Consider the following 23,009-nt stretch of genomic DNA (forward strand, 5'->3'; position numbering starts at 1 on the left):
GATGTCGCCTTCCTTGCCGTTCAGACCCACCGCGGCGGCGGCGATGGCGAGGTTCTGCGGCGAGATCATCTTGCCGAGCACGCCTCCGGAACTGTTCGAGGCGGCCATCAGGATCTCCGACAACCCGGCCTGATTGGCGGCTGCGACCCGTAACGCGGAGCTTTACGGAGCTACCCGGCCGACTCGGGTTCGCGGTCCAGATGGCGCAGGGCGGGCAGGAAGATCGCCACCACGCCGAGCAGCAGCATCGGCAGCGACAGCGCGAGGAACGTCACGTGCAGGCCTGCGGCGTCGGCAAGCGGTCCGGCGACGATCAGCCCGAGCGGACCCGCCGCGTAGGCGAGCGAACCCATCACGCCTACCACCCTGCCGCGCAGGTGCGCGGGCGCTCGGGTCTGCATGACGTAGTTGTAGATCGGGGCCATCGGTCCGTAGACGAGTCCGACGACGGCACACAGCACCAGGATCACCGGGAGCGGCGGCAGGAACGCGATGACGGTCATCGCGACGCCGAGCACGAGGACGGCGACGAGGACGATCGTCCGCCGATTCGAGTACTTCGACAGCACGGCGTAGCCCAGCGCGCCAATGAGCCCACCGACGCTCAACGCCACCAGCACCCAGCCCAGTTGGGCGGGCTCGTTGCGGTCGGTGAAGTACTTGGGGAACAGCACGCTCTCCATCGGCATGTACAGACCCGTGGCGGCCAGTTCGACGAAGGCCAGCGTGCGCAGCACCGGTGTGTTCCACACGAATTTGAGGCCCTCGACGACGCCCGCCCACACCTGGGGCAGGTGCTCGCGGTTCGGAGCGCCCGCACCCTCCAACCGCAGCACCGCGATGGCCGCGATGGACAGCACGAACGCCCCCGCGGTCACCCACATGGTGTTGATCCCGCCGAGGGTGGCGATCAGCAGGCCGCCGATGCCGGGTCCGACGATGTAGGCGAGGTTGAACACCGCCTCGTAGACGCTGTTGGAGTGGTCGAGCGTCCAACCCGCCCGCTGCGCCGCCTCGGGCAGCATCGTCTCGCGGGCGGTCATCCCCGCCGGATCGAAGAATGCGCCGAGCGCCGCCAGTGCGGCCAGCACCGCCACGTTGATCGCGTCGGCGCCGACGGTCAGGGCGATCACCGGGACCGCGGCGACCGACAGCGCGGAGAGCGCGTCGGAGATCATCGACACCCGCCTGCGTCCCAGGTAGTCGACCGCCGCGCCCGCCATCAGGGTGGCCACCAGCAGTGGCAGCGTCCCGGCCATGGCCACGATCGAGGCTTCGACCGCAGAGCCGTTGCGCTGCAACACCAGCCACGGAAACGCGACGAGGGAGATCCCGTTTCCTGCGCCAGCCGTCAGCGCAGCGAAGAAGATCAGGAACAGCGGGCGACGCGTCGTGGTGATCATGAGATATCGCGGCTGAATCTAACAGCGCGTGCGCCCGGTCCGCGAAGGATTTATCTGCGCGTGCACAGTGGTGGGGTGACATTGGTGCATCCGCGAACGGGCGAGCCCTTCGCTTCGCCGGTGCCTGCCGGGACCGGCTGGCCGGGTGATCCAGCACTGCAGGAAACTCCGGTGGCGACGACGGCCGCGCGGGTGCGGGCCATGGCCAAGCGCAGCCCGTCGGTCGACGATCTCGACGCGGAGGTCAGTGTGTGCCGGGCGTGCCGGCGGCTGGTGGACTGGCGCGAGAAGGTGGCCGTCGAGAAGCGCCGGTCATACGCCGATGAGCCCTACTGGGGGCGGCCGGTGCCTGGTTTCGGGTCGGCCACGCCGAAGATCCTGATCGTTGGACTGGCGCCGGCCGCCAACGGCGCCAACCGGACCGGCCGCGTCTTCACCGGCGACCGCAGCGGCGACGTCCTGTTCGCCGCGCTGCACCGCGCGGGTCTGGCGAGCTCGCCGCTGAGCGTCGACGCAGCAGATGGGTTGATGCTCAACGACACTCGCGTGGTGGCGGCCGTCCGCTGCGCGCCGCCGGACAACGCCCCGACGCCGGAGGAACGTGCGACGTGTGCACCATGGCTGGACGCCGAGTGGCGGCTCGTCGGCCCCAGCGTGCGAGCAATCGTCGCGCTCGGCGGGTTCGCCTGGAAGGTGGCGCTGGACATGGTGCGCGCCGGCGGCGGTTCCGTCAGCAGGCCGGTGCCGAAGTTCGGCCACCTCGCGGTCGCGATGCTCGGGGAGGTCGCGCTGATCGGTTGCTACCACCCGAGCCAGCAGAATACCTTCACCGGACGCCTCACTCCGACGATGCTCGACGACGTCTTCGGCACCGCCTCCCATCTCGCGACTTCGGCGCGCTAACTGTCGCTGAGCGAACTGTCGCTGAGCGAACGTATGCGCGCCCAAATCGCGGGGGTGGGAACGATCGAAGCGGGCCGGCGGTTGAATGAACCGTGCGACTTTCGGTATTAGACCTCGTCCCGGTCCGCAGCGACCAGACCACCTCCGATGCGCTCGCGGCGACGGTACGTCTTGCCCAGACCGCCGACGAGCTGGGCTATACGCGTTTCTGGGTGGCCGAACACCACAACATGCCCGCGGTGGCAGCGACCAGCCCGCCTGTGGTGATCGCCTACCTCGCGGCGCAGACGACGCAACTACGGCTCGGCTCCGGCGGGGTGATGCTGCCCAACCACGCGCCGCTCGCCGTCGCCGAGCAGTTCGCGTTGCTCGAGGCCGCGGCGCCCGGCCGCATCGACCTGGGCATCGGCCGCGCGCCCGGCTCGGACCCGGTGACGTCCATGGCGTTGCGAGGGGCCGCGGGTCGAGATGACTCGGACATCGAGAACTTCCCGCAGTACCTGGACGACGTCGCCGCGTTGATGAGCACCACCGGCGTCAAGGTGGCGCTGCGCGGTCGCGGCCTCCTCGACCAGAACTACGTCCTCAAGGCCACGCCCGCCGCTGCCAGCGAGCCACGGCTGTGGCTGCTCGGTTCCTCGATGTACTCGGCACACCTGGCCGCTGCGAAGGGACTGCCCTACGTGTTCGCCCACCACTTCTCGGGTCAGGGCACCGAGGAGGCGCTCGCCACCTATCGCTCGGAGTTCCGGCCGAGTGACCTTGCCGCCGAGCCCACCACGTTCATGACGGTCAACGCCTCCGTCGCACCCACCCGCGAGGAGGCGATGGACCTGATGCTGCCCAATCTGCACATGATGGCCTTCCTGCGCACGGGGCAGCCGCTGCGTGCCCTCGACCTGGTCGAGGACGCGAAGGTCGTCGAACTCAGTCACCAACAGCAGGCCATCGTCGGCTCGGGGCTGGAGCGGGCCATCGTCGGTTCCCCGACCGAGGCGGCCGACCAGATACGCGCGCTCGCCGGTCACTTCGGCGTCGACGAGGTGATGGTCAACCCGGTCGGGTCGGCCCTCCGCGGCGTCGATCCCCGCACTGCGCCCGCGCGCGATCAAACGCTGGAACTCCTCGCCAAGGAACTGTTCTAGGGCGTCAGCGCGATGATCGGAATCGGTCGCGTCGTCCGCTTCTGATACCCGTGATACCGGTGGGAGTTGTTGTCGTTCACCAGCTTCCAGAGCCGCGCGTAATCCGGATCGTCGGACCCGATGATTCTCGCCGTGGCGGGCATGCGCTTGGGTCCGACGTTGATCTCGACAGTCGGGTTGGCCTTCAGATTGAAGTACCAGCCGGGCGCCTTGGGGTCGCCGCCCTTGGAGGCGACGACGTGGTACGCGCCGCCGTCGAGGGCGTAGCTCAGCGAGTGCGTGCGCGCGATGCCGGTCTTCGCGCCGACGGTGTGCAGTAGCAGAATCGGCGCCTGCCCCGGCATCTTGTGGCCAATCCAGCCGTTGGTCTTCCGGTAGATCGCATCGTGGACCTTCAGCAGTGGAAGGCCGAGGTACCGCTCCCACGCGGGCATGTTGCTCATGGACGCCAGTCTGTCACCCCAGGTCGAGATGTCATCGCCGCCGCCACAGAACGCCCAGAAGAATGTGTCAGCGGATATTGCCGCTAGGCGGGCGCGCATGCCTGCCGCCGGGATCGCCACTGCCGCCGCTGCACGGCCGCCACAGCCAGTTGCACACTCGGGGAGTTGCCGCTGTCCATCGAGACCGACCCCATGAGCGATCCGCGCCCGGTCTTGGCCGACACCGACGCCGCGGGCCTGGGAACGCGGGCGCTCGAACGCAACGCCCGACGCTTTCTCGGGCTCTAGGCCTCGAGTATGGCCAGCGCGTCGCGCAGGATGCGTCCCGTCGCCTCGCGGTCCGGATCGCGGCGCACCACCAGGCCCCTGGCGAAGGACAGCTTGTCGCCGGTCTTGCGGGGCGCCACGTGCAGGTGGATGTGGAAGACGCTCTGGAACGCCGCCTTCCCGTCGTTGACGACGATGTTGTTGCCGTCCGCATGCAGTTCCGAGGCGCGTGCCGCCTTGGCGATGCGCTGGCCGATCCGCATCAAGCCGGCGACCGCTTCGGACGGCGTGTCCGTCAGGTCTACGGTGTGCGCCTTGGGAAGGACGAGCACGTGGCCGCGGACGATGGGCCTGATGTCGAGGATGGCGAGGTAGTCGTCGTCCTCGTAGATGCGGATGGCCGGCACGTCACCGGCGACGATGGCACAGAACACGCAAGACATGGGGCCACCGTAGTAGCCCGCTCCGCGCGAATACGCCTCGCGACACGGCTAGCCCACTACCCTTCGGCAGGTGGACCCTCGCGATCTCGCCTTCACCGGGGCGGCCGAACAGGCGCGCCTGCTGGCCTCGGGCACCGGCACCGCGCCCGCCCTGCTGGACGTCTATCTCGAGCGAATCGCCCGACTCGACCGCGAATTGCGTTCGTACCGAGTGGTTCTCACGGATTCCGCGCGCAGGGAGGCAGCTGCCGCGCAGGACCGGATCGACGCGGGGGAGCGACTGCCGCTGCTCGGCGTCCCCGTCGCGATCAAGGATGACACCGACGTCGAAGGCGAGGTGACCACCTACGGCAGCAGCGCGTACGGCCCGGCCCCCGCCCACGACTCCGAGGTGGTGCGACGGCTACGCGATGCAGGTGCCGTCATCCTCGGCAAGACCTCGGTGCCCGAGCTGATGATCTGGCCGTTCACCGAGACGCTCACCTTCGGCGCCACCCGCAATCCGTGGCACACCGACTTCGCGCCGGGTGGCAGCAGCGGCGGCAGCGCCGCGGCGATGGCCGCAGGTCTGGCCGCGCTCGCACTGGGCTCCGACGGCATGGGCTCGATCCGGATCCCGTCGACGTGGGGCGGTCTGTTCGGGATCAAGCCGCAGCGCGACCGGGTGTCGCTTGCCCCGCACGACGGCGCGTGGTGCGGGTTGAGCGTCTGTGGTCCGATCGCCAGAACCGTCGAGGACGGCGCGCTGTTCCTCGACGTCACCTCCGCGCTGCCCGCACCGGATGGTGGTTTCGTGGCGGCGGCGAAGCGGGGGCCGGGAAGGCTCCGAATCGCGTTGAGTACCAAGGTGCCTCCGCCGCTGACCGCCCGGGTCGGAAGGGCGCAGCGCGATGCGGTCGCTGAGGCGGGCGCGCTTCTGCGCGAACTCGGGCACGTGGTGATCGAGCGTGACCCCGACTATCCGCCGAGGGCCGTGTTCGCCCAGGCGCTTCCGCGCTACTTCAGAGGCGTCCACGACGACGCGAAGGCACTGCCCCGGCGTAAGCGACTCGATCGGCGCACCCGCGCGTTCGCCAGGATCGGTGGACTGGTGTCGGACCGGCGGTTGGCGTCGATGCGGGTCGCGGAGGCGGACGTCGCCTCCCGCGTCAACACGATCTTCGACGACGTCGACGTGGTCATCACGCCGGGAACCGCGACGGGACCGTCCCGCATCGGTGCCTACCAACGTCGCGGCGCGATCTCCACCGTCGCGATGGTGGCGGCCCGCGTGCCGTTCCAGGCCATGTTCAACGTGACGGGCCAACCCGCCGCGGTGGTGCCGTGGGGACTCGACGCACACGGCATTCCGACGTCGATCCAGTTGGTAGGCAGACCGTTCGACGAAGCGACCCTGCTGTCGTTGGGCGCGCAGATCGAGTCGGCACGGCCATGGGCGCAGCGCCGCCCACCGGTGAGCTAGGGCCTAGTTGCTCGTCAATACGCGCTGAGTGGGCGGCACGTTCACGAGGTCGCCGCTCCTCTCGTTGCCGTCGTTGAAGGGGGCGACGACGTCGGCGGGCATCGGTGAGAGGTCCGTGGCCGAGATGAAGTCGCGAATCGACGAGCCGGTGCAACGCCCGTCGACGTTCCGCGCACCAAGGCCTACGCTGATGTCGCTGACGTCGCCGGTCCTGAAGTCGATGGAAAAACGGGTTCGCCCGCTGTCGTTCGGAACGCTGGAGTGCAGGTGGTGGCCGAGAACGGGTTCACCGTTCCGGCCGGTCAGGGTAGCGGAAGGGATTCGGCGCTGAGGTTGGATGCTGCGGCGGCGCGGTGTTCGGCGTTCCACTCGTAGTAGTCGTAGACGGCGGAGTCGTTGGCGATGGCTTGGCGGAAGTACCCCGTGTGGAATGCCATCCCGTTGTCTTCGCTGCCGTCGTACACAGATGATGGATGAACCGGGGCTTGAGTACATCGAGGATTGCCGCGTAGTCGGCGACGGGGCAATGGCTAACATCGGCGTAGTCGCTCAAGGTGCAGCGCCGGCGGCCGCTATGCGACGTCGTGCCACCGAGCCAGCTTGTCGGCGAACGACATCGGCAACGCGCCGCTACTCGAGGGCAACCGCACCGTGGGCAGGTCGGTCTCGACGTGTCGCTCGAACAGTTCGAGTGCCGTCAACCCGTTGACGAGTATTCGTTGGATGCCGTCGTGCCGGGCCAACAGCGGCGCGAAGTCGTTGACCACCAGGGTCTTCCTGTCGATCTTCGCGTCCATGCTGCCCACCCGCCGGCAGCTGTGTACGACGTCCCAGAGCGCGACGCCGTGGCCCGTCACCGCGTCGATACGCTGCTCGTACGGCAGATCGGCGTCGAACCCGAACAGCGCCCCCATCAGTGGCCAGAACTGGTTGCGCCGGTTGGCGTAGTACTCGCCCGCGAGGAGTGACCGCTCGCTGGGAAACGATCCGAGGAGCAGCACGCGGGCGCCGTTGCCGACGACGGGTGGCAGGCCTTCTCGCATCGGTCCGGTCATCGAAGCGAATCCTCTCAGACCGTCGGATACCTTGACCCGGTGGGAGAAGCGGTCGACACCCGAAACGACATCGAAGCATCCGGCCTGTTGGAAGGCCTGGAGGGCAAGGCGCGGGCCGAACGGGCCGAGCTGGTCGAGTGGTTGTTCTCGCGGGGCTTCACGACGGAGCAGATCGGTGAGTCGTTCGCGCCAATGCTCCTGGCCACGCGCCGCGCCATGGGTGACGACGGGACGCTGGTGTCGGCTCGTCAGATCAGCGAGGACACGGGCCTCGATCTCGCATTGCTCGAACGCATGATGCGCGCAGTCGGGCTGCCCAGGGTGGACGATCCCGATGCCGTCGTCCTTCCGAAGTCCGACGGAGAGGCCTTCGGCAGTGCACAGAGGTTTCTCGAGCTGGGGATCACGCCCGAACAGGTCGTGCTCGTCCTGCAGGTACTTGCCGAGGGGCTGACCCGGGCCGCGGACGTCATGCGGTACGCGGCACTGGCCGCCGTGTTGGAGCCTGGTGCCACCGAACTGGAGACTGCCAAGGCCTCCGAGGCGCTGGTCGAACAGGTCGCACCGCTGCTCGCCCCGATGATCGCCGACGCGCTGCGCCTTCAGTTGATGCACCTCATGGAGACCGAGGCGGTGACCACCACCGAGCGCGCCGAGGGGATACCCCTCCCCGGCGCGCGCCTCGTCACGATCGCCTTCGCCGATCTCGTCGGATTCACCCGGCTCGGCGAGGCCGTGCCGCCCGAGGACCTCGAGAAGCTGGCACATCGGTTGGCCGACCTGGCTCGTGAGGTGTCTGTGCCCCCGGTTCGCTACGTCAAGAGCATCGGCGACGAGGTGATGTTGGTCAGCAGCGATCCCGTCGCGATGCTCGATGCGGTCCTGGATCTGCTGGCCGCCACCGAGGCCGACGAAGACTTTCCCAGGTTGCGGGTGGGCCTCGCGACCGGAATGGCCGTCAGCCGGGCCGGTGACTGGTTCGGCGGTTCGGTCAATCTCGCCAGCCGCGTCACGGGGGCGGCGCGGCCGGGCGCGATCCTGGTGTCGGAGTCCACTCGCGAGGCGATCGGTGACGTCGATCGGGTCGCGTGGTCGTTCGCGGGTCCTCGGCGCCTCAAGAACATCAAGGACGAGGTGAAGCTGTTCCGGGCCCGCAGGGCAGACCCTGCTGACGGCTGAAGTCCGCTCTGGTGTGCGGTGAGATCGCGAATCCGGCCATTTCCGGGCACTTCGACGATCTGACCGCACACTTACGAGGCGAGCACACCGACGGAGACCAGCGTGTCCATCGTCGCGGCGCCGTGCCGGAGACTTGCGACCGCGGCGCGGTGGAACGGTCATCCGCCCCAGGTCACGACGGGGGTGGTCAGGGGGCGAGGGCCAGCCACTGCCAGCCGGTGAACTGCCACGCCGAGACCATCGACAGGGCGAGCACCGGAAGGCTCAACACGGCGGACACGACGAGCCTGCGCAGGTACCGGTCGTCGTGGGGTGCTGAGAGCGGTGCACCGTCGCGGTGTAACCGGTGGCCTCGACTGCGGCCACCAGTTCGTCGGCCGTCACGCCGTCGGGATAGTCGATCGATGCCTGCTCGGTCGCGAAGTTCACGCTTGCGTAGTGGGAGCCCTCAGTCGTTCGACCGCACCTCGAACGACGTCGCCAGTGACTTCTTGTCGACCTTCTCGCCGGCCAGTGTCGGCAGCGGTTCCGCGCGCACTTCCCAGCGGGTGGGAATCGCGAAGTAGGACAGCACACCCGCGACGTGAGCCGTCAGATCTTCGGCGCTCGGCGGCTCGCCACCGGCCTGGTGCACCACCACCGCCACCAGTTCTTCGCCGAGGTCGGGATGCGAAATCCCCAACGCGGCGACCTCGACGACGGCGGGGTGGGTCGCGATCGCGGCCTCGACGTGCGGGCAGGCGATGTTCTCGCCACCGCGGATGACGACGTCCTTGCTCCGACCGTCGATGAACAGGTAGCCGTCCTCGGTGAGGTGCCCGAGATCGCCGGAGTGCAGCCAGCCGTCGGCGTCGACGGTCTCGGCGTTGACCGCGTCGCCGACTCCGACGTATCCGTTCATCACCGTCGGCGAACGGGCCAGCACTTCGCCGATGCCGTGGGCGTCTGGGTCCGCGATGCGGATCTCCACGACGGGGTAGCGCCGCCCCACGGTTCCGGGATGGACGGCCAGGTCGCGGGCGTCGGCGACGGTGAGGAACCCGCCTGCCTCGGTCATGCCCCAGGTGTTGCTCAGTCCGCGGTCGCGCAGCCGCGGCAGCTTGGTCCGGATCCGGTCCAACAGGGCGGTGGTGACGGGCGCCCCGCCCAACGGCCACGACTTCAGACTCGACAGGTCGAACGACTCGAAGTCGGGATGTTCGAGAATGCGAATTGCCATGGTGGGCACGGCACCCCAGACCTGGATGCCCTCCCGCTCGATCAGCGCGAGGATCTGGCCCGCGTCGAAGCGGCCCTCGGTCATCACGATCTTCCCGCCGGTCAGGAAGTGGGTGAGCAGGCTCGAGAGGCCGCCGACGTGGAACATCGGCGCGGTCGCCAGGCTGACGACCTGCACGGAATTCCCGTCGAGCAGATGCGGCAGCCGGCCCGTGCGCTGCATTATGTCGTGCTGGTTGCAGATCACCGAAAGACGTGACAGCTCAACCGCTTTCGGCATACCCGAACTGCCGGAGGTGAACAGGATCAGCGCGGCCGCGTCGCCGTCGGTGTCGACGCTGGGGGAGAACTCGTCACCGGTGTCGAATGCGGCGCCCAGGTCGCTGAGCGGGCTGCAGGGCGTGGCGACCGCGAGCCCGGTGTCGCTCAGGACGTGACGCGGCGCGAGATGTCGGACGGCGTGGTCGATCTCGGCACGGCTCCACCACCGATTCGCCAGTACGGGGACCGCTCCCGACAGCCACAGTGCCCACAACGCCACCACCCACTCGGGGCTGTTGTAGCCGAAGACCATCACCCGGTCACCGGGTCCGATGCCAATGCCCGCGAGGTACTCCCTGGCGGCGTGGGCGGCAGCGCGAAAGCCCGCGAAGGTGACGCGGCGCTCGCCGTGGACGAGGAACGTCCTGTCGGTCCACACCTCGGTACCCGACACGAGGTCGTCGAACGTGGACGGGCTCTGGTCGTAGACCAGACCGGCGTGGCCGCCGTAGGAGCCTTCGCGGACGTCTGTGCCCCAGACTCGTCGTGGCGCGTGCATCACTGCGTCGGGATCTGGATGCCCTCCGACGGCTGCACGATGACGAATCCCTGGCCGTAGAACGACACCTGGAGCGCCTCGCCGGAGCCGCGACCGATCAGTGCACCCGCCTTGAAACTCGTCTTCAACTGTGTCTGGAGGTTCGCCGACCACGCCACGACGGCGTTGGTGTCGGCGAACGTCGGAGCCTCTGCGGCATTGAGGACCACCGGCGGACCGTCCGTCGTCAGCGCCACCCAGCCGGTGCCCCGCAGCGTCGTATTGAACAACCCGCCCGTCGCGATGCTGCCGCCCTTCACACGCTCGATGTTCCATTCCAGGCTCGACGAGAAGGCGAGCACGTTCTTGCCGCTGATGGACAGGCCCGAGTTGGTGAGGTTCAGCAGATGCACGTCGTGAGCCAGCTCGGCGAGGAACACGTCGCCCTGGCCCTGGCATCGCATCAGCGGAACGCCCTCACCGGTGAACGCCTTCTTGAGGAACTTGGAGGCACCGCCACCCTCGAAGGCGAATTCGACGTTGCCCTGATAGGCGACCATCGAGCCCTGTCGCGCCATGAACGGCTCGCCGAGACGCACGCGAAGCAGCTTAGCGTTCTGGTTCGCGATCGGCTTGGACTCCTTCTCGCTGAACCGGCCGTCGACCAGGTCACCGCTGATGCCGGCGAAGCCGTCGCCCGCGGGTTGGCCGCCGTCGTGGACCGACGCCTGCGAGGGCTGCTCCTGTGTCTGCGCCTGTGCCTGTGCCTGTGGCGCGGGCGCACCACCCAGCGGCGCCCTACCGACCTGGCCCTGATGGGACACCTGATCGGACCAACCCTGGCCGTCCCACCAGCGGTAGTCATACCGGCCCTCGGGATCGGGTTGCCAGCTTCCAGGTCCGGGTCCAGTCACCGTTTCACTCCTCGGATCGATTGCGGCGGATCCGCCACGTCTGGGAGAAACACTATGGCAATCGGGTGAATTGAATGGTCGCCTCGCCCTCGGTCCATGCAAATGCCTGGCATGCTGGGCAGATGTCGAAGGAGATCGACCCGGCGCGGGCTCGTAGCGCTCTCGAGGTCGTCAAGCAGCACCCCGGAATGGTCCTGTTCCTGGCCTCGCCGGGAATCGTGGCGCTCGGTGCGGTGTGGTGGCTCGCGGGCCCTGGGTGGGCGGTGCTGCTCTTGATCGCCCTGGTGGTCGGGGGCGGTCTGGCCGTGAGACGCAAGCTGAGCTGACGGCCCGCGTCGTTCGCTCGTGGAGAATTCTGCCCCATTAGGTCTGTAACAACGTAATCATTTAATCATGAAACAACATCACCGCGGCCGCTCCGGTGGCTGGAACCAATCACAGCAACCCGACGCGAGCGATGCGCCGGACTGGATCGCCGGACGACTGCCCGAGGGCTGGTTCTCGGGCGATCCCACGGTCGTCGTCGACCGTGAGGAGATCACCGTCATCGGCCACCTTCCCGAGACGGAGGGCGAGGAAAGCGACGCCCGCGCGTCGGGTCGCGCCGCGCGCTTCCGCGAGGAGACCCGATCGGAGCGGATGCGCATCGCCGACGAGGCCGAGCACCGCTACGGGCGCAAGGTCGCTTGGGGCGTCGAGGTCGGATCCGGAGAAGCCCCGGAGCGAATCCTCTTCACCCACATCGCCGTTCCGGTCATGACACGGCTGCGACAGCCCGAGCGCCAGGTGCTCGACACACTCGTCGACGCGGGTGTGGCACGGTCCCGCTCGGACGCGTTGGTGTGGTCGGTCCGGCTCGTCGGTGAACACACCGACGAATGGCTCGGCAAGTTGCGCGACGCCATGTCGAACGTCGACGACCTGCGCGCCGAGGGCCCCGAACTCTAACTGACCAGTCGGCGAGTGCGCCGAGACTACGGTTGATGACGAATTCTGCGGCGATTCGGCGCAACTTCCGTAGTCTCGGCGCGGATCAGGCCTGGGTCATCGACCAGTACTCGCCGTGGCGGGCGATCAACTCGTCGTGGTTTCCCCGCTCGACGATTCTGCCGGCCTCCATCACCAGGATCATGTCGGCATCCCGGATCGTCGAAAGCCGGTGCGCGATGATGAAACTCGTCCGGTCGCGGCGCATCTCGGCGGTGGCCTGCTGGATCAACAGCTCCGTGCGGGTGTCGACCGAACTGGTGGCCTCGTCGAGGATCAGCAGGCTCGGCTGGGCGAGAATCGCCCTTGCGATGGTGATCAGCTGCTTCTCGCCCGCGCTGATGTTGCCGCCGTCGTCGGTGATACACGTCTGGTAACCGTTCGGCAGGGTGTGGACGAACCGGTCGACGTGCGCGGCCCGCGCCGCCTCGATCACCTGATCCTCGTCGGCCTCGGGCCGACCGTAGGCGATGTTGTCGTAGATGGTGCCCCCGAACAGCCAGGTGTCCTGCAACACCATGCCGATGCTGGACCGCAGTGCGTGGCGGCTCATCGAGGTGATGTCGACCCCGTCGATCAGGATGCGGCCGGAGTCCACCTCGTAGAACCGCATGAGCAGGTTCACGAGCGTGGTCTTGCCCGCCCCGGTGGGGCCGACGATCGCCACGGTGCTGCCGGGTTCGGCGACCAGCGACAGGTCCTCGATGATCGGCGTGCCCGGTCGGTACTCGAAGTCGACGTGCTCGAACTGGACCCGTCCCGGGCCGCGTCTGCTGGCTGTCGAGCCGGGTGGGTCGGGCGTCTGCTCCTCGGTGTCGAGGAGGTCGAATACCCGCTCCGCGCTGGCGATTCCGGACTGCAGCGTGTTGTACATCGCCGCCACCTGAGTCAGCGGTTGGTTGAACTGGCGGACGTACTGGATGAAGGCCTGGATGCTGCCGAGCGTGATCTGCCCCGTCGCCACCTGCAGCCCGCCGACGACGGCGACGGCGACGTAGCTCAGGTTGCCGACGAACGTCGTCGCCGGCGACACCAGGCCGGACAGGAACTGGGCACCGAAGCTGGCGTCGTACACGTCGCCGTTGAGCTCGCGAAACTTGTCCTCCGCCAACGCGCGGTGGCCGAACGTCTTGACGACGGTGAACCCGCTGTAGGTCTCCTCGACGTGCGCGTTCAGCCGTCCGGTGTTGCGCCACTGCGCGATGAACTGGTCTCGGCTCCGACGCGCGATGGTGCGGGTGGACCACAGCGACAACGGGACGGTCAGCACGGTGATAAGAGCCAGCAGAGGTGAGATCGTCAACATCATCACCAGAACCGCGACGACGGTGAGAATCGACGTCAAGAGCTGGCTGATCGTCAACGACAGCGACGACTGGATGTTGTCGACGTCATTGGTGACGCGGCTCAGCACCTCGCCGCGCTGCCGCGAGTCGAAGTACGACAGGGGCAGCCGGTGGACCTTGTCCTCGACGTCGGAACGCAGTGCCACCATCGTCCGCTGAATGATCACGTTGAGCAGCCGCGCCTGCACCCACAGCATCAGGGCGGCAATCAGATACAGAGCGAGCGCGAGCAGCAGCGTCCGGCCGACGGCACCGAAGTCGACGCCGCGCCCGGGTATCACGTTCATGCCGGACAGCAGATCGGCGAAGGTTCCGTCCCCGCGCGCCCTGGCGGCCTCGATCGCCTGCTCCTTGGTGATCCCGGCGGGCAGTTGTCGGCCGATCACGCCGCTGAACAACAGGTCCGTCGCATGCCCGAGGATCAACGGGCCGACCACCCCGATCGCAATGCCGACGATGCCGAGCAGTAGCACGATCGTCGTAGGCAGGCGATGCGGGGTAAGCCGTTTGAGCAGCCGCAGCGCGGTGCCCTTGAAGTCCTTCGAGCGCTCGGCCGGCGCGTCGAGGCCCGCGTTGAGACGACCACCGATCGGCCGGCTCATCGCGGGCGCCCCACCGTGACCGACTGCGAGTCGGCGAACTCCGCGTATACCGGGCAGTCGGCGAGCAGCGATTCGTGTGTGCCGGTGCCGACGACCGCGCCGTCATCGATGACGACGATCTGGTCGGCCTCGATCACCGTCGAAATGCGTTGCGAGACGATGACAACCGTGGCTTCGGCCGAGGCCTCTGCGAGCGCGGCGCGGACGCGCGCATCGGTGTGGACGTCCAGTGCGGAGAATGCGTCGTCGAACAGGTAGATCGCCGGTCGGCGGATGACGGCGCGCGCGATCGCGAGCCGTTGCCGCTGGCCGCCGGAGAAATTGATGCCGCCCTGCGCGACGCGCATCTGCAATCCGTCGTCGTGCGCGGAGACGAAGGAGTCCGCCGACGCGACGCGCAGCGCCTCCCACATCTCGTCGTCTCCTGCGTCGGCCTTGCCGTAGCGCAGATTCTCGGCGACCGTCCCCGAGAACAGGTAACCGCGCTGCGGCACCAGTCCGATCGTCGACCACAGCGCCTCGACGTCGTAGTCCCTCACGTCGATTCCGTCGACGGCCACCGAACCGTCGGTGACGTCGAAGAGCCGGCAGATCAGGGAGACGAGCGTCGACTTGCCCGAACCCGTCGACCCGACCACCGCGGTAGTGGTGCCGGGCCGCGCGGTGAAGGAAATGCCCTGCAGCACTGGGCGATCGGCGCCCGGGTAGCTGAACGTCGCGCCGACGACGTCGATCCTCCCCGCGGCCGCATCCGGCCGCTTGGGCGTCTCGGGGCTGGTGATCGCCGGCGTCGTGGACAGCACCTCGGAGATGCGTTCGGCGCACACCGAGGCGCGCGGCAGCATCACCAACAGGATCGTCGCCATCAGCACGGCCATCAGGATCTGCATGAAGTACGACAGGAACGCGATCAGTGAACCGACCTGCATCTCGCCCGAGTCGATGCGCATGCCGCCGAACCAGATCAACGCCACGCTGGACACGTTGATCACCAGCGTCGTCACCGGCAGCATCAGGGCTTGCAGGCGCCCCACCGTCAGCGCGGTGTCCGCCAGCGCCTGGTTGGCCTCGCGGAACCTCTCTCGCTCGAACGGTTCCCTGGCGAACGCACGGACGACACGGATGCCGGAGAGCTGTTCGCGCAGTACGCGATTGATGCCGTCGATCAGCCGCTGCATGGCGCGGAAGATCGGCAACAGCTTCGAGACGATCCAGTAGTTCGACAATCCCAGCAGGGGCACGCTGACCATGAGCAGCCACGACAGCCCCGCGTTTTGATGTATCGCCATCACGATGCCGCCGATGCACATGATCGGGGCGGCGATGAGCATGGTGCACGTCATCTGCAGCAGCACCTGGATCTGCTGGACGTCGTTGGTGGTGCGCGTGAGGAGGGTCGGTGCGCCGAACCGGGCGGTCTCCTCCGCCGACAGGCCCGTCACGTGGTGGAACATTGCCGAGCGCAGGTCGCGGCCGAAGCCCATGCCCACGCGGGAGCCGAAGTAGACGGCGCCGACGGCGCACACCACCTGCAGCGCGGTCACCCCGAGCATCATCACGCCGAGCTCGACGATCCTGCCGGTGTCGCCCTTGGCCACACCGTCGTCGATGATCGCGGCATTGATCGTCGGCAGGTACAACGACGCCAGTGTGCTGATCACCTGGAAGGTGGCGACGATGGCGACCGGCCCGCGGTACGGCCCCGCGTACCGTCGCAGCAGGCGCATGAGCATTCCGCAACTGTCGCATACCGCGTCGTCGGACATCCTGTGCGCCCGTGCCCATGAATATCCTTAGAAAACTCCTGGTCAGTCAGCATGTCGGTGGTTGTGGCTCGAGGCTGCCGCTACAGTGTCGGGCGTGAGGGGAAGACGCCGCCACCGCAGGGGCGGACGCCACGCGAAGGCGCTGGCCCTGTTGGCGGCTGGGGTGATTCCGCTGTTTGCGGCCTGCTCCGGTGGCTCGGATCAGCCGGCGGGTCCCGGCGGCGACTCGACGCCCGCACCGGCGGCCGACGCCAAGCACGGCCCCATGATTCCCGAGTGTGGCGGCATCTCAGACGAGGCGGTCGCCCAGCTGACCAAGATCAACGGCCTGGTCAACACCGCCAAGACGTCGGTGGGATGCCAGTGGCTGCTGGGCGGCGGCATTCTGGGACCCCACTTCTCCTTCAACTGGTACCGGGGCAGCCCCATCGGTCGCGAGCGCAAGACCGAGGAACTGTCGCGCACCAGCGTGGAGGACATCAACATCGAAGGTCACGACGGGTTCATCGCCTTGAACACCGATGCGCAGCTGGGCACTTCTCTGTGCGAGATTGGCATCCAGTTCGACGACGACTTCATCGAGTGGTCGGTCAACTTCACGGAGAAGCCGTTCCCCGACGCGTGCGACGTCGCCAAGGAACTCACCCGTCAGTCGATCGTGAACTCGAAGTGACCACGACCAGTCGGTCGCGCCGGGTGACGGCCGGCATGTTCGCGGTCTTGGCCGTGGTGGCCGTGGTGGCCATGCTGGTCGGCTGCTCGCGCGACGTATCAGGCCAGGCGGTCAAGGCGGGCGCCGGGGGCAACACGCCCCGCAACGACAACTCGGCGAAGACCTATCCCAATCTGCTGAAGGAGTGCGACGTCCTGACGACCGACGTGCTCGCGAAGACGGTGGGCGCCGATCCGCTGGACATTCAGAGCACCTTCGTGGGTGCGCTGTGCCGGTGGCAGGCCCTCAACCCGGCCGGGCTCATCGACATCACCCGGTTCTGGTTCGAGCAGGGCAGCCTGGACAACGAGCGCAACGTGGCGGGCTTCCTGAAGTATCAGGTCGAGAGCCGCTCGGTGGCGGGCGTGCAGTCGATCGTCATGAAGCCCAACGACGCCAGTGGCGCGTGCGGTGTGGCCAGCGATGCGGCCGGCGTCGTCGGGTGGTGGGTCAATCCCCAGGTGCCCGGTGTCGACGCGTGCGGGATGGCGATCAAGTTGATGGAGTTGACGCTCAACACCAACAACTAGGCGCGCTAACGGGGGACGTGAAAGGCGATCAGGCTCGCCGAGTGCGGCTCGAGGCGATGCCACGGTTGTGCGGTCCTCAGTACGGCGATCGACGACGTCGGATACTTGATCCCGATCCGTTCGGTGGCGCCCGCGTCGCTGCCGTCCGGGTCGGCCAGTCCGAGCGCCAACATGGACATCGTGGGCTCGTGCCCCACCACCAGCAGGGTGTGGACGTCGTCGGTGACGCCGTTGATGAGGCGGATCACGGTGCCGGGGGTGGTGTCGTAGAGGTCGTGGTCGTAGCGCACGTCGGCGTCGATGCCCGTGCGCGCCAGGGTCTGGCGGGTGCGGGTGGCCGTCGAGCACAGCACCGCGTCCACGTCTGCCACGTTCGCCCTGATCCAGTCTCCAGCCCGGCCGGCCTCCCGGATGCCCCTCGGTGCCAAGGGACGGTCGTGGTCGACGACGCCGTCGGGGTAGTCGGACTTGGCGTGTCGGAGCAGCAGCAGGGTGCGTTCGGGTGCGCTCATCGGCACCACGTTAACCGGTGCGCACGTGCGGTTGGGAGACGGTCGCTTTCGCACATGCCGACCGAGGTCCGCTCACTTGTCGGGGCGTGGACCTACACTCGCCATGCCCGTCAAAACGACGGTCGACCAGACGAGAGCTGAGGAGTCCGGATGCGCTTCCTGCACACCGCCGACTGGCAGCTCGGGATGACCCGCCATTTCCTGAACGGCGAGGCGCAGCCGCGATATTCGGCCGCACGCCGTGACGCCGTCGCGGGGTTGGGTGCCCTCGCCGCCGAGACCGGCGCGGAGTTCGTCGTCGTCGCCGGTGACGTCTTCGAACACAACCAGCTGGCGCCGCGTGACGTCAGCCTGTCGCTCGAGGCCATGCGCGCCATCGGCGTTCCGGTGTATCTGCTTCCGGGCAATCACGATCCGCTCGACGCCTCGTCGGTGTACACCAGCACGCTGTTCACCGCGGAACGGCCGGAGAACGTCATCGTGCTCGACTGGGCCGGGACGCACGAGGTGCGTCCGGGGCTCGAGATCGTCGCGGCGCCTTGGCGTTCCAAGAAGCCGACCACCGACCTCCTCGGCGAGGTGCTCGAGGGCCTGACCGCCGACGGCGTCACCCGCATCGTCGTGGGTCACGGTGGCGTGGATCTCTTCGAGCCGGATCGCGACAAGCCGTCCCTGATCCGGCTCGCCACGGTCGAGGCAGCGCTCGCTCGCGGCGCCGTGCACTACGTCGCCCTGGGTGACAAGCACTCTCGTACCAAGGTCGGGTCGACGGGCAGGGTCTGGTACTCCGGCTCGCAGGAGGTCACCAACTACGACCACATCGAGCCGGATCCCGGCCACGTCCTGGTGGTCGACGTGGACGAGCAGGATCCGGCGCGTGCGGTGCACGTGGAGGGCCGCCGGGTCGGGCGCTGGAGGTTCGTCACGCTGCGCCGGTCCGTCGACACCGCAAGGGACGTCGTGGATCTCGACATCAACCTCGACCAGTTGCCCGACAAGGAACGCACGGTGGTGCAGATCGCGCTGACCGGCACGCTGACCGTGACCGACAAGGCGGCGCTCGACGCGTGTCTGGACAAGTACGTCCGGCTGTTCGCCGCACTCGGCACCTGGGGCAAGGAGACCGACATCGCCGTCGTGCCCGCCGACGGTGAATTCGACAACCTGGGCATCGGTGGCTTCGCGGCCGCAGCCGTGGATGAACTGGTGGCCACCGCGCGGGCCGACAGTGCGCGGGCCGACGACGCCAGAGCGGCGCTGGCGCTGCTGCTGCGGCTCACCGAGCGGGGGAGTGTCGCGTGAAATTGCACCGCCTCTCCCTGAGGAATTATCGCGGAATCACCCACCGCGACATCGAGTTTCCCGACCGCGGGGTCGTCGTCGTGTCCGGTGCCAACGAGATCGGCAAGTCGTCGATGATCGAGGCACTCGATCTCCTCTTGGAGGCCAAGGACCGCTCGACCAAGAAGGAGGTCAAGCAGGTCAAGCCCACGCACGCCGACGAGGGCGCCGAGATCACTGCGGTCATCTCCACGGGCCCCTACCGATTCGAGTACTACAAGCGATTCCACAAGAAGCCGGAGACTCGACTGACGGTGCTGTCCCCGCTGCGTGAGCAGCTCACGGGTGACGAGGCACACGACCGCGTGCAGGCCATCCTCGCCGAGACCATGGACACCGAGCTGTGGCAAGCGCAGCGGGTGTTGCAGTCGGCATCGACGGCTTCCGTTGATCTTTCGGGGTGCGATGCGCTGGCGCGCGCGCTCGACGTGGCGGCCGGTCGGACGGACACGCTGTCCGGTACGGAGCCGTTGCTCATCGACCGGATCGACGCGGAGTTTCGGCAGTACTTCACGGCGACGGGTAGGGCGACGGGTCAGTGGGCGTCGGCCGTGGCGCGATTGCGCGACGCCGAGCAGCAGGTCGACCTGTGTCGGTCCGCGGTGGACGAGGTCGACGACGCGGTCGCTCGACACGCTGGACTCGCCGACGAACTGGCCCGCCTGTCGCTCGACCGCGTGAGGGCTGCCGAACGGCTCGAAGCCGCCCAGGCTGCCGCCGACGCCGTCAAGCAACTCAACGACCGCCTCGCTGCGGCTCGCGCCCTCGCCGAACCGGCCGAGATGGCGCAGGCCGCGTCCGAGGCCGCGCTCGGCGAGCGCCGAAGGCTGCGTGCCGAACTCGCCGAGCGAAGCGCCACCATCACCTCTCTGGAGTCGGCGGTCAAAGCCGCCGCGGATGACGAGGTAGCCGCCAATGAGGTGGCCGTCGCTGCCGCCGCGGCAGCGGAGACCGCCCGCGTCGCCGCCGAGGAGTGCCGCGTCCGGGTCGACGCCGCGCGCGGCACCGTGGAGCGGATCGCCCGTCGTCACGAAGCCGAGAAGCTCGTCGCCAAGCTCGCCAAGATCGACGCCGTGGAGCGGGATCTGGCGGACGTCGATGCCGAGCTGTCGCCGATCACGTTGTCGGACGGCGTGATGCGCGATGTCGAACTGGCGGCGTTGACCACCGAGCGTGCCGCCTTCCAGGCCGAGTTGGCTTCGGCGCGAATCGAACTCGACGCCGTCGCAGGGGTTCAGATCCTGGTCGATGGCCGACCGGTAGAACTATCGCCGGGCGTCGGCTGGTCGCAGAACGTGACGACGTCAGCCGAGGTCGAGCTGCCCGATGTGATGACGGTACGTGTGGTGCCAGGCGCGTCCGCGGCCGATTCGCAGGACAAACTCGACAGGGCGCGCCAGATGCTGGCCGGCTTGCTCGACGAGGCCGGTGTCGCCGACGTGGAGGCCGCACGGGCGCTCGATGCCAGAAGGCGCGAGCTGATGGCGTCCGGGGATCGGCTGCGGGCCACCCGCGACGCGCTCATCGGCGACGACGCCGTCGAGGAGCTGCGGGCGCGCCTGGCGGACCTGAGCGCCGAGCTTGCCGGCAGCTCGTGCGATGACCCTCGGGTAGAGGACGCGCGGGTCGAGCTCGACGCGGCGACCGGGGCCCTCCGGCAGGCGCGCGCCGATGAAGATTCGTGCCGTGATGCTGCGACCACGGCTGCGTCGCGCGCGATGAAGGTTTCGAGCGTCGCCGCCGTGCTGCGGTCGAAGCTGAGCACGGCACGCGAGGAGGTCGCGGCCGCCACGGAACGCCTTGTTCGCCAACGCGAATCACAGACCGACGACCAATTGGTGATCCAGGCCGAAGCCGACGCTGAACGCGCTCGTCGGGTAGTCGCTCAAGTGCTCGCCATCGACGCCGAACTCGTGGCCGCCGGACCTGCGGCGGTGGCGGCGGAGTTGAGGGACGCCGCGGGTCGGGCCGCCAAGCTCGGTGAACGGCACGACGAGGTGGGCGGCCAGCTCCGCGAGGTGACGGCCCAGCTGCGGGTGTACGGGTCCGAGGGCCGCAAGGGGCGACTCGATGCGGCGCAGACGGAGTGTGAGCATGCGGCAGCAGAGCACGACCGGATCCAGCGCCGCGCGGGGGCGGCGCAGCTACTGCAATCGGTGATGACACGCCACCGCGACGAGTCGCGGCTGCGCTACGTCGATCCGTTCCGGACCGAGGTGGAACGGCTGGGCCGCATCGTGTTCGGCGCCGATTTCGAGGTCGAGATCGACGGCGATCTCCGCATGCTCAGCCGCACGCTGGGCGGCTGCACGGTTCCCTTCGAGTCGCTGTCGGGTGGCGCCAAGGAACAGCTCGGCATCGTGGCCCGGCTGGCGAGCGCGGCACTAGTCGCCAAGGAGGACGGTGTGCCGGTGGTCATCGACGATGCGCTCGGCTTCAGCGATCCCGACCGGCTGGCCAGAATGGGCGAGGTGTTCGACGCGGTCGGTGGTGACGGCCAGGTCATCGTCCTGACGTGCAGTCCCGAGCGTTATGCCGGAATCGTCGACGCGCAGTACCTCCAATTGAGCACGTAGCACCGCGCTCTGATGGTCAGCTCGCGACGGACACGCTGCGTCGCTGCGGCGATTCGAAGGTCGCCGCGGGCAGCCCGAGATGGTCGCGCAACGTGTTTCCGGTGTACTCGGTCCTGAAGAGACCGCGGCGCTGGAGCTCCGGCACGACGGAGTCGACGAAGTCGTTGAACGTGCCCGGCGACTGCGCTGCCGAGACCATGAAGCCGTCGGCCTCGCCCGCGGTGAACGACTCCTCGATCTGGTCGGCCACCTGCGTGGCGGTCCCGACGAACTGCGGCAGCAGCACGCCCTGGGCGTACCACTTGCCGACGTCGCGCAGGGTGAGGTTATCGCGGTTCGCCACCCGGCGGGCGGCGTCGAAGAGGCCCTGGGTACCGGTCACCGCGATGTCCTCGACGGGCGCGTCGAGGTCGTAGCCCGAGAAGTCGTGATCGGTGTGCACCGGCAGCGTGATGAGCCCCGAGATCGGGTCGGCGTGCTCGTTGTGGAACGCCTGCTTCTCCCTGCCGATCGACTCGGTCTCCCCGATGAACGGGATGAACGCCGGGAAGATCAGCACGCCGTCGGGGTCGCGGCCGTAGTTCACGGCCCGGCTCTTGATGTCGTCGTAGTACGCGCGCCTGCCCTCGGGCGTCGGGTCGATCTCGAAGATCGCCTCGGCCCACCTGGCGGCGAAGTATCTGCCGGTGTTCCACGAGCCGGCTTGGATCAACACCGGGCGGCCTTGCGGGGCGTGGGGCACGTTAAGCGGGCCGCGGGTGCGGAAGTACTCGCCGTCGTGGTCGACGTGGTGGACCTTGTCCGGGTCGGCGAACACACCACCGGCCTTGTCGAGCACCAGCGCATCCGGATCCCAGCTGGACCACAAATCCAGCGCCGTGCGGGCGAACTCCTCGGCGCGCTCGTAGCGGTACTCGTGGCCGAGATGCTCGTGTGGCCGAAGTTCTGCGCCTCGCTCTGGCTGAGTGAGGTGACGATGTTCCACGCCACCCGGCCGCGGCTGATGTAGTCCAGGCTCGCGAAGATGCGGGCCAGCTCGTACGGGTGAAAGTATTTGGCGGACTTGGTGATGGCGACGCTCAGCTTCGACGTCACCGCCGCCATGCTCGCCGCGACGATCGACGGGTCCAGTGTTGCGGTCGCTTGCGTTCCGCGCCGCAGCGGTTCGGTGATGTCGTTGCCGAAGCGTGCGAGGGCGGCGAGCACGTCGGCGAAGAAGACGAAGTCGAACTTGCCGCGTTCGAGGATCCGGCCGATGCGGTGGTAGTACTCGGGCGTGGTGAACCCGGTGTCACTGCCGGGGTGCCGCCAGCGGCGTGTGAGTGCGTGACCTGGGACGCGATCTGGAAGCCGCCGAGGTGGAGTCGGCGCGTCATAGTGTTCCTCTCCCTTGCGATTTCGGCGCG

Annotated in this window: 21 protein-coding genes and 3 pseudogenes; 11 read left to right on the plus strand and 13 right to left on the minus strand. The window is 68.1% G+C overall.

Annotation, left to right across the window (positions count from 1 at the left end; all coding sequences use genetic code 11):
• Nucleotides 1-156 (minus strand): annotated as a pseudogene (locus VET27_RS26060) (L-lactate permease); the annotation flags it as partial.
• 14 nt (nt 157-170) lie between these two features.
• On the minus strand, nt 171-1,403 hold the full coding sequence (gene tap / locus VET27_RS26065; RefSeq protein ID WP_526522879.1) for a multidrug efflux MFS transporter Tap: 1,233 nt from the start codon (nt 1,401-1,403) through the stop codon (nt 171-173).
• Nucleotides 1,404-1,478: 75 nt separating this feature from the next.
• Between tap and VET27_RS26070 the strand changes: the two genes are divergently transcribed.
• Nucleotides 1,479-2,306: a uracil-DNA glycosylase gene (locus tag VET27_RS26070; RefSeq protein WP_526522881.1), complete on the plus strand. Its 828-nt coding sequence runs from the start codon at nt 1,479-1,481 to the stop codon at nt 2,304-2,306.
• 92 nt (nt 2,307-2,398) lie between these two features.
• Entirely contained in the window at nt 2,399-3,451 is a 1,053-nt protein-coding gene (locus VET27_RS26075; protein WP_526522883.1) for an LLM class flavin-dependent oxidoreductase, read from the plus strand.
• On the opposite strand, the gene VET27_RS26080 is transcribed toward VET27_RS26075, so the two are convergent.
• Nucleotides 3,448-3,894 (minus strand): nitroreductase family deazaflavin-dependent oxidoreductase, encoded by a 447-nt coding sequence (locus VET27_RS26080; protein WP_526522885.1) that lies wholly within the window; start codon nt 3,892-3,894, stop codon nt 3,448-3,450. The two genes, VET27_RS26075 and VET27_RS26080, sit on opposite strands and share 4 nt — an antisense overlap.
• 165 nt (nt 3,895-4,059) lie before the next feature.
• On the opposite strand from VET27_RS26080, the gene VET27_RS26085 reads away from it, so the two are divergent.
• Nucleotides 4,060-4,182 (plus strand): hypothetical protein, encoded by a 123-nt coding sequence (locus tag VET27_RS26085; RefSeq protein ID WP_526522887.1) that lies wholly within the window; start codon nt 4,060-4,062, stop codon nt 4,180-4,182.
• Here VET27_RS26085 and VET27_RS26090 read toward each other — a convergent pair.
• Nucleotides 4,179-4,604 (minus strand): HIT family protein, encoded by a 426-nt coding sequence (locus VET27_RS26090; RefSeq protein WP_526522889.1) that lies wholly within the window; start codon nt 4,602-4,604, stop codon nt 4,179-4,181. The two genes, VET27_RS26085 and VET27_RS26090, sit on opposite strands and share 4 nt — an antisense overlap.
• Nucleotides 4,605-4,674: 70 nt before the next feature.
• On the opposite strand from VET27_RS26090, the gene VET27_RS26095 reads away from it, so the two are divergent.
• The gene (locus tag VET27_RS26095; RefSeq protein ID WP_526522891.1) at nt 4,675-6,066 is read left to right on the plus strand and encodes an amidase; all 1,392 of its coding nucleotides are present in this window, start codon (nt 4,675-4,677) and stop codon (nt 6,064-6,066) included.
• A gap of 302 nt (nt 6,067-6,368) precedes the next feature.
• Here VET27_RS26095 and VET27_RS26100 read toward each other — a convergent pair whose 3' ends face one another.
• Both VET27_RS26100 and VET27_RS26105 read right to left on the minus strand, forming a co-directional pair.
• On the minus strand, nt 6,369-6,503 hold the full coding sequence (locus tag VET27_RS26100; RefSeq protein WP_526522893.1) for a hypothetical protein: 135 nt from the start codon (nt 6,501-6,503) through the stop codon (nt 6,369-6,371).
• A 135-nt stretch (nt 6,504-6,638) separates the two neighbouring features.
• Nucleotides 6,639-7,121 (minus strand): DNA-deoxyinosine glycosylase, encoded by a 483-nt coding sequence (locus tag VET27_RS26105; protein ID WP_526522895.1) that lies wholly within the window; start codon nt 7,119-7,121, stop codon nt 6,639-6,641.
• A gap of 39 nt (nt 7,122-7,160) precedes the next feature.
• Here VET27_RS26105 and VET27_RS26110 point away from each other — a divergent pair, with 39 nt between their 5' ends.
• Nucleotides 7,161-8,300, plus strand: coding sequence for an adenylate/guanylate cyclase domain-containing protein (locus tag VET27_RS26110; RefSeq protein WP_526522897.1), 1,140 nt, complete (start codon nt 7,161-7,163; stop codon nt 8,298-8,300).
• A gap of 74 nt (nt 8,301-8,374) precedes the next feature.
• On the opposite strand, the pseudogene VET27_RS26115 reads toward VET27_RS26110, so the two are convergent.
• The 3 genes and pseudogenes from VET27_RS26115 to VET27_RS26125 form a co-directional block, all read right to left on the minus strand.
• Nucleotides 8,375-8,735 (minus strand): annotated as a pseudogene (locus VET27_RS26115) (heavy metal translocating P-type ATPase); the annotation flags it as partial.
• 13 nt (nt 8,736-8,748) lie between these two features.
• Nucleotides 8,749-10,338 (minus strand): class I adenylate-forming enzyme family protein, encoded by a 1,590-nt coding sequence (locus VET27_RS26120; protein ID WP_526522899.1) that lies wholly within the window; start codon nt 10,336-10,338, stop codon nt 8,749-8,751.
• Nucleotides 10,338-11,231 (minus strand): AIM24 family protein, encoded by an 894-nt coding sequence (locus tag VET27_RS26125; RefSeq protein ID WP_526522901.1) that lies wholly within the window; start codon nt 11,229-11,231, stop codon nt 10,338-10,340. Before VET27_RS26125 ends, VET27_RS26120 begins: the two co-directional genes overlap by 1 nt.
• A 122-nt stretch (nt 11,232-11,353) precedes the next feature.
• On the opposite strand from VET27_RS26125, the gene VET27_RS26130 reads away from it, so the two are divergent.
• Nucleotides 11,354-11,557 carry a hypothetical protein gene (locus VET27_RS26130; RefSeq protein ID WP_526522903.1) on the plus strand — a complete coding sequence of 68 codons (204 nt, stop codon included), beginning with the start codon at nt 11,354-11,356 and terminating at the stop codon, nt 11,555-11,557.
• A gap of 67 nt (nt 11,558-11,624) precedes the next feature.
• Nucleotides 11,625-12,179: an ATP-binding transcription factor AbmR gene (gene abmR, locus VET27_RS26135; RefSeq protein WP_526522904.1), complete on the plus strand. Its 555-nt coding sequence runs from the start codon at nt 11,625-11,627 to the stop codon at nt 12,177-12,179.
• Nucleotides 12,180-12,264: 85 nt separating this feature from the next.
• On the opposite strand, the gene VET27_RS26140 is transcribed toward abmR, so the two are convergent.
• A complete protein-coding gene (locus tag VET27_RS26140) occupies nt 12,265-14,166 on the minus strand; it encodes an ABC transporter ATP-binding protein (protein WP_526522906.1) in 1,902 nt (633 codons plus the stop codon).
• Entirely contained in the window at nt 14,163-15,899 is a 1,737-nt protein-coding gene (locus VET27_RS26145; protein WP_526522908.1) for an ABC transporter ATP-binding protein, read from the minus strand. The genes VET27_RS26140 and VET27_RS26145 overlap by 4 nt, the downstream gene beginning before the upstream one ends.
• 127 nt (nt 15,900-16,026) lie before the next feature.
• Between VET27_RS26145 and VET27_RS26150 the strand changes: the two genes are divergently transcribed.
• Nucleotides 16,027-16,605: a DUF3558 family protein gene (locus VET27_RS26150; RefSeq protein ID WP_526522910.1), complete on the plus strand. Its 579-nt coding sequence runs from the start codon at nt 16,027-16,029 to the stop codon at nt 16,603-16,605.
• A 35-nt stretch (nt 16,606-16,640) separates the two neighbouring features.
• Nucleotides 16,641-17,174: a DUF3558 family protein gene (locus VET27_RS26155; RefSeq protein ID WP_526522925.1), complete on the plus strand. Its 534-nt coding sequence runs from the start codon at nt 16,641-16,643 to the stop codon at nt 17,172-17,174.
• A 5-nt stretch (nt 17,175-17,179) separates the two neighbouring features.
• Here VET27_RS26155 and VET27_RS26160 read toward each other — a convergent pair whose 3' ends face one another.
• The gene (locus VET27_RS26160) at nt 17,180-17,686 is read right to left on the minus strand and encodes a SixA phosphatase family protein (protein ID WP_526522912.1); all 507 of its coding nucleotides are present in this window, start codon (nt 17,684-17,686) and stop codon (nt 17,180-17,182) included.
• 150 nt (nt 17,687-17,836) lie between these two features.
• On the opposite strand from VET27_RS26160, the gene VET27_RS26165 reads away from it, so the two are divergent.
• Together VET27_RS26165 and VET27_RS26170 are read left to right on the plus strand one after the other, a co-directional pair.
• Nucleotides 17,837-18,988, plus strand: a complete 1,152-nt coding sequence (locus tag VET27_RS26165) for a metallophosphoesterase family protein (RefSeq protein WP_526522914.1) — start codon at nt 17,837-17,839, stop codon at nt 18,986-18,988.
• Nucleotides 18,985-21,603 carry an AAA family ATPase gene (locus tag VET27_RS26170; RefSeq protein ID WP_526522915.1) on the plus strand — a complete coding sequence of 873 codons (2,619 nt, stop codon included), beginning with the start codon at nt 18,985-18,987 and terminating at the stop codon, nt 21,601-21,603. The genes VET27_RS26165 and VET27_RS26170 overlap by 4 nt, the downstream gene beginning before the upstream one ends.
• A 16-nt stretch (nt 21,604-21,619) precedes the next feature.
• Here VET27_RS26170 and VET27_RS26175 read toward each other — a convergent pair.
• Nucleotides 21,620-22,979: pseudogene (locus VET27_RS26175) on the minus strand (LLM class flavin-dependent oxidoreductase).
• Nucleotides 22,980-23,009: the final 30 nt, after the last annotated feature.

The sequence above is a fragment of the Mycobacterium sp. genome, assembly GCF_035633495.1.
GTDB lineage: Bacteria > Actinomycetota > Actinomycetes > Mycobacteriales > Mycobacteriaceae > Mycobacterium.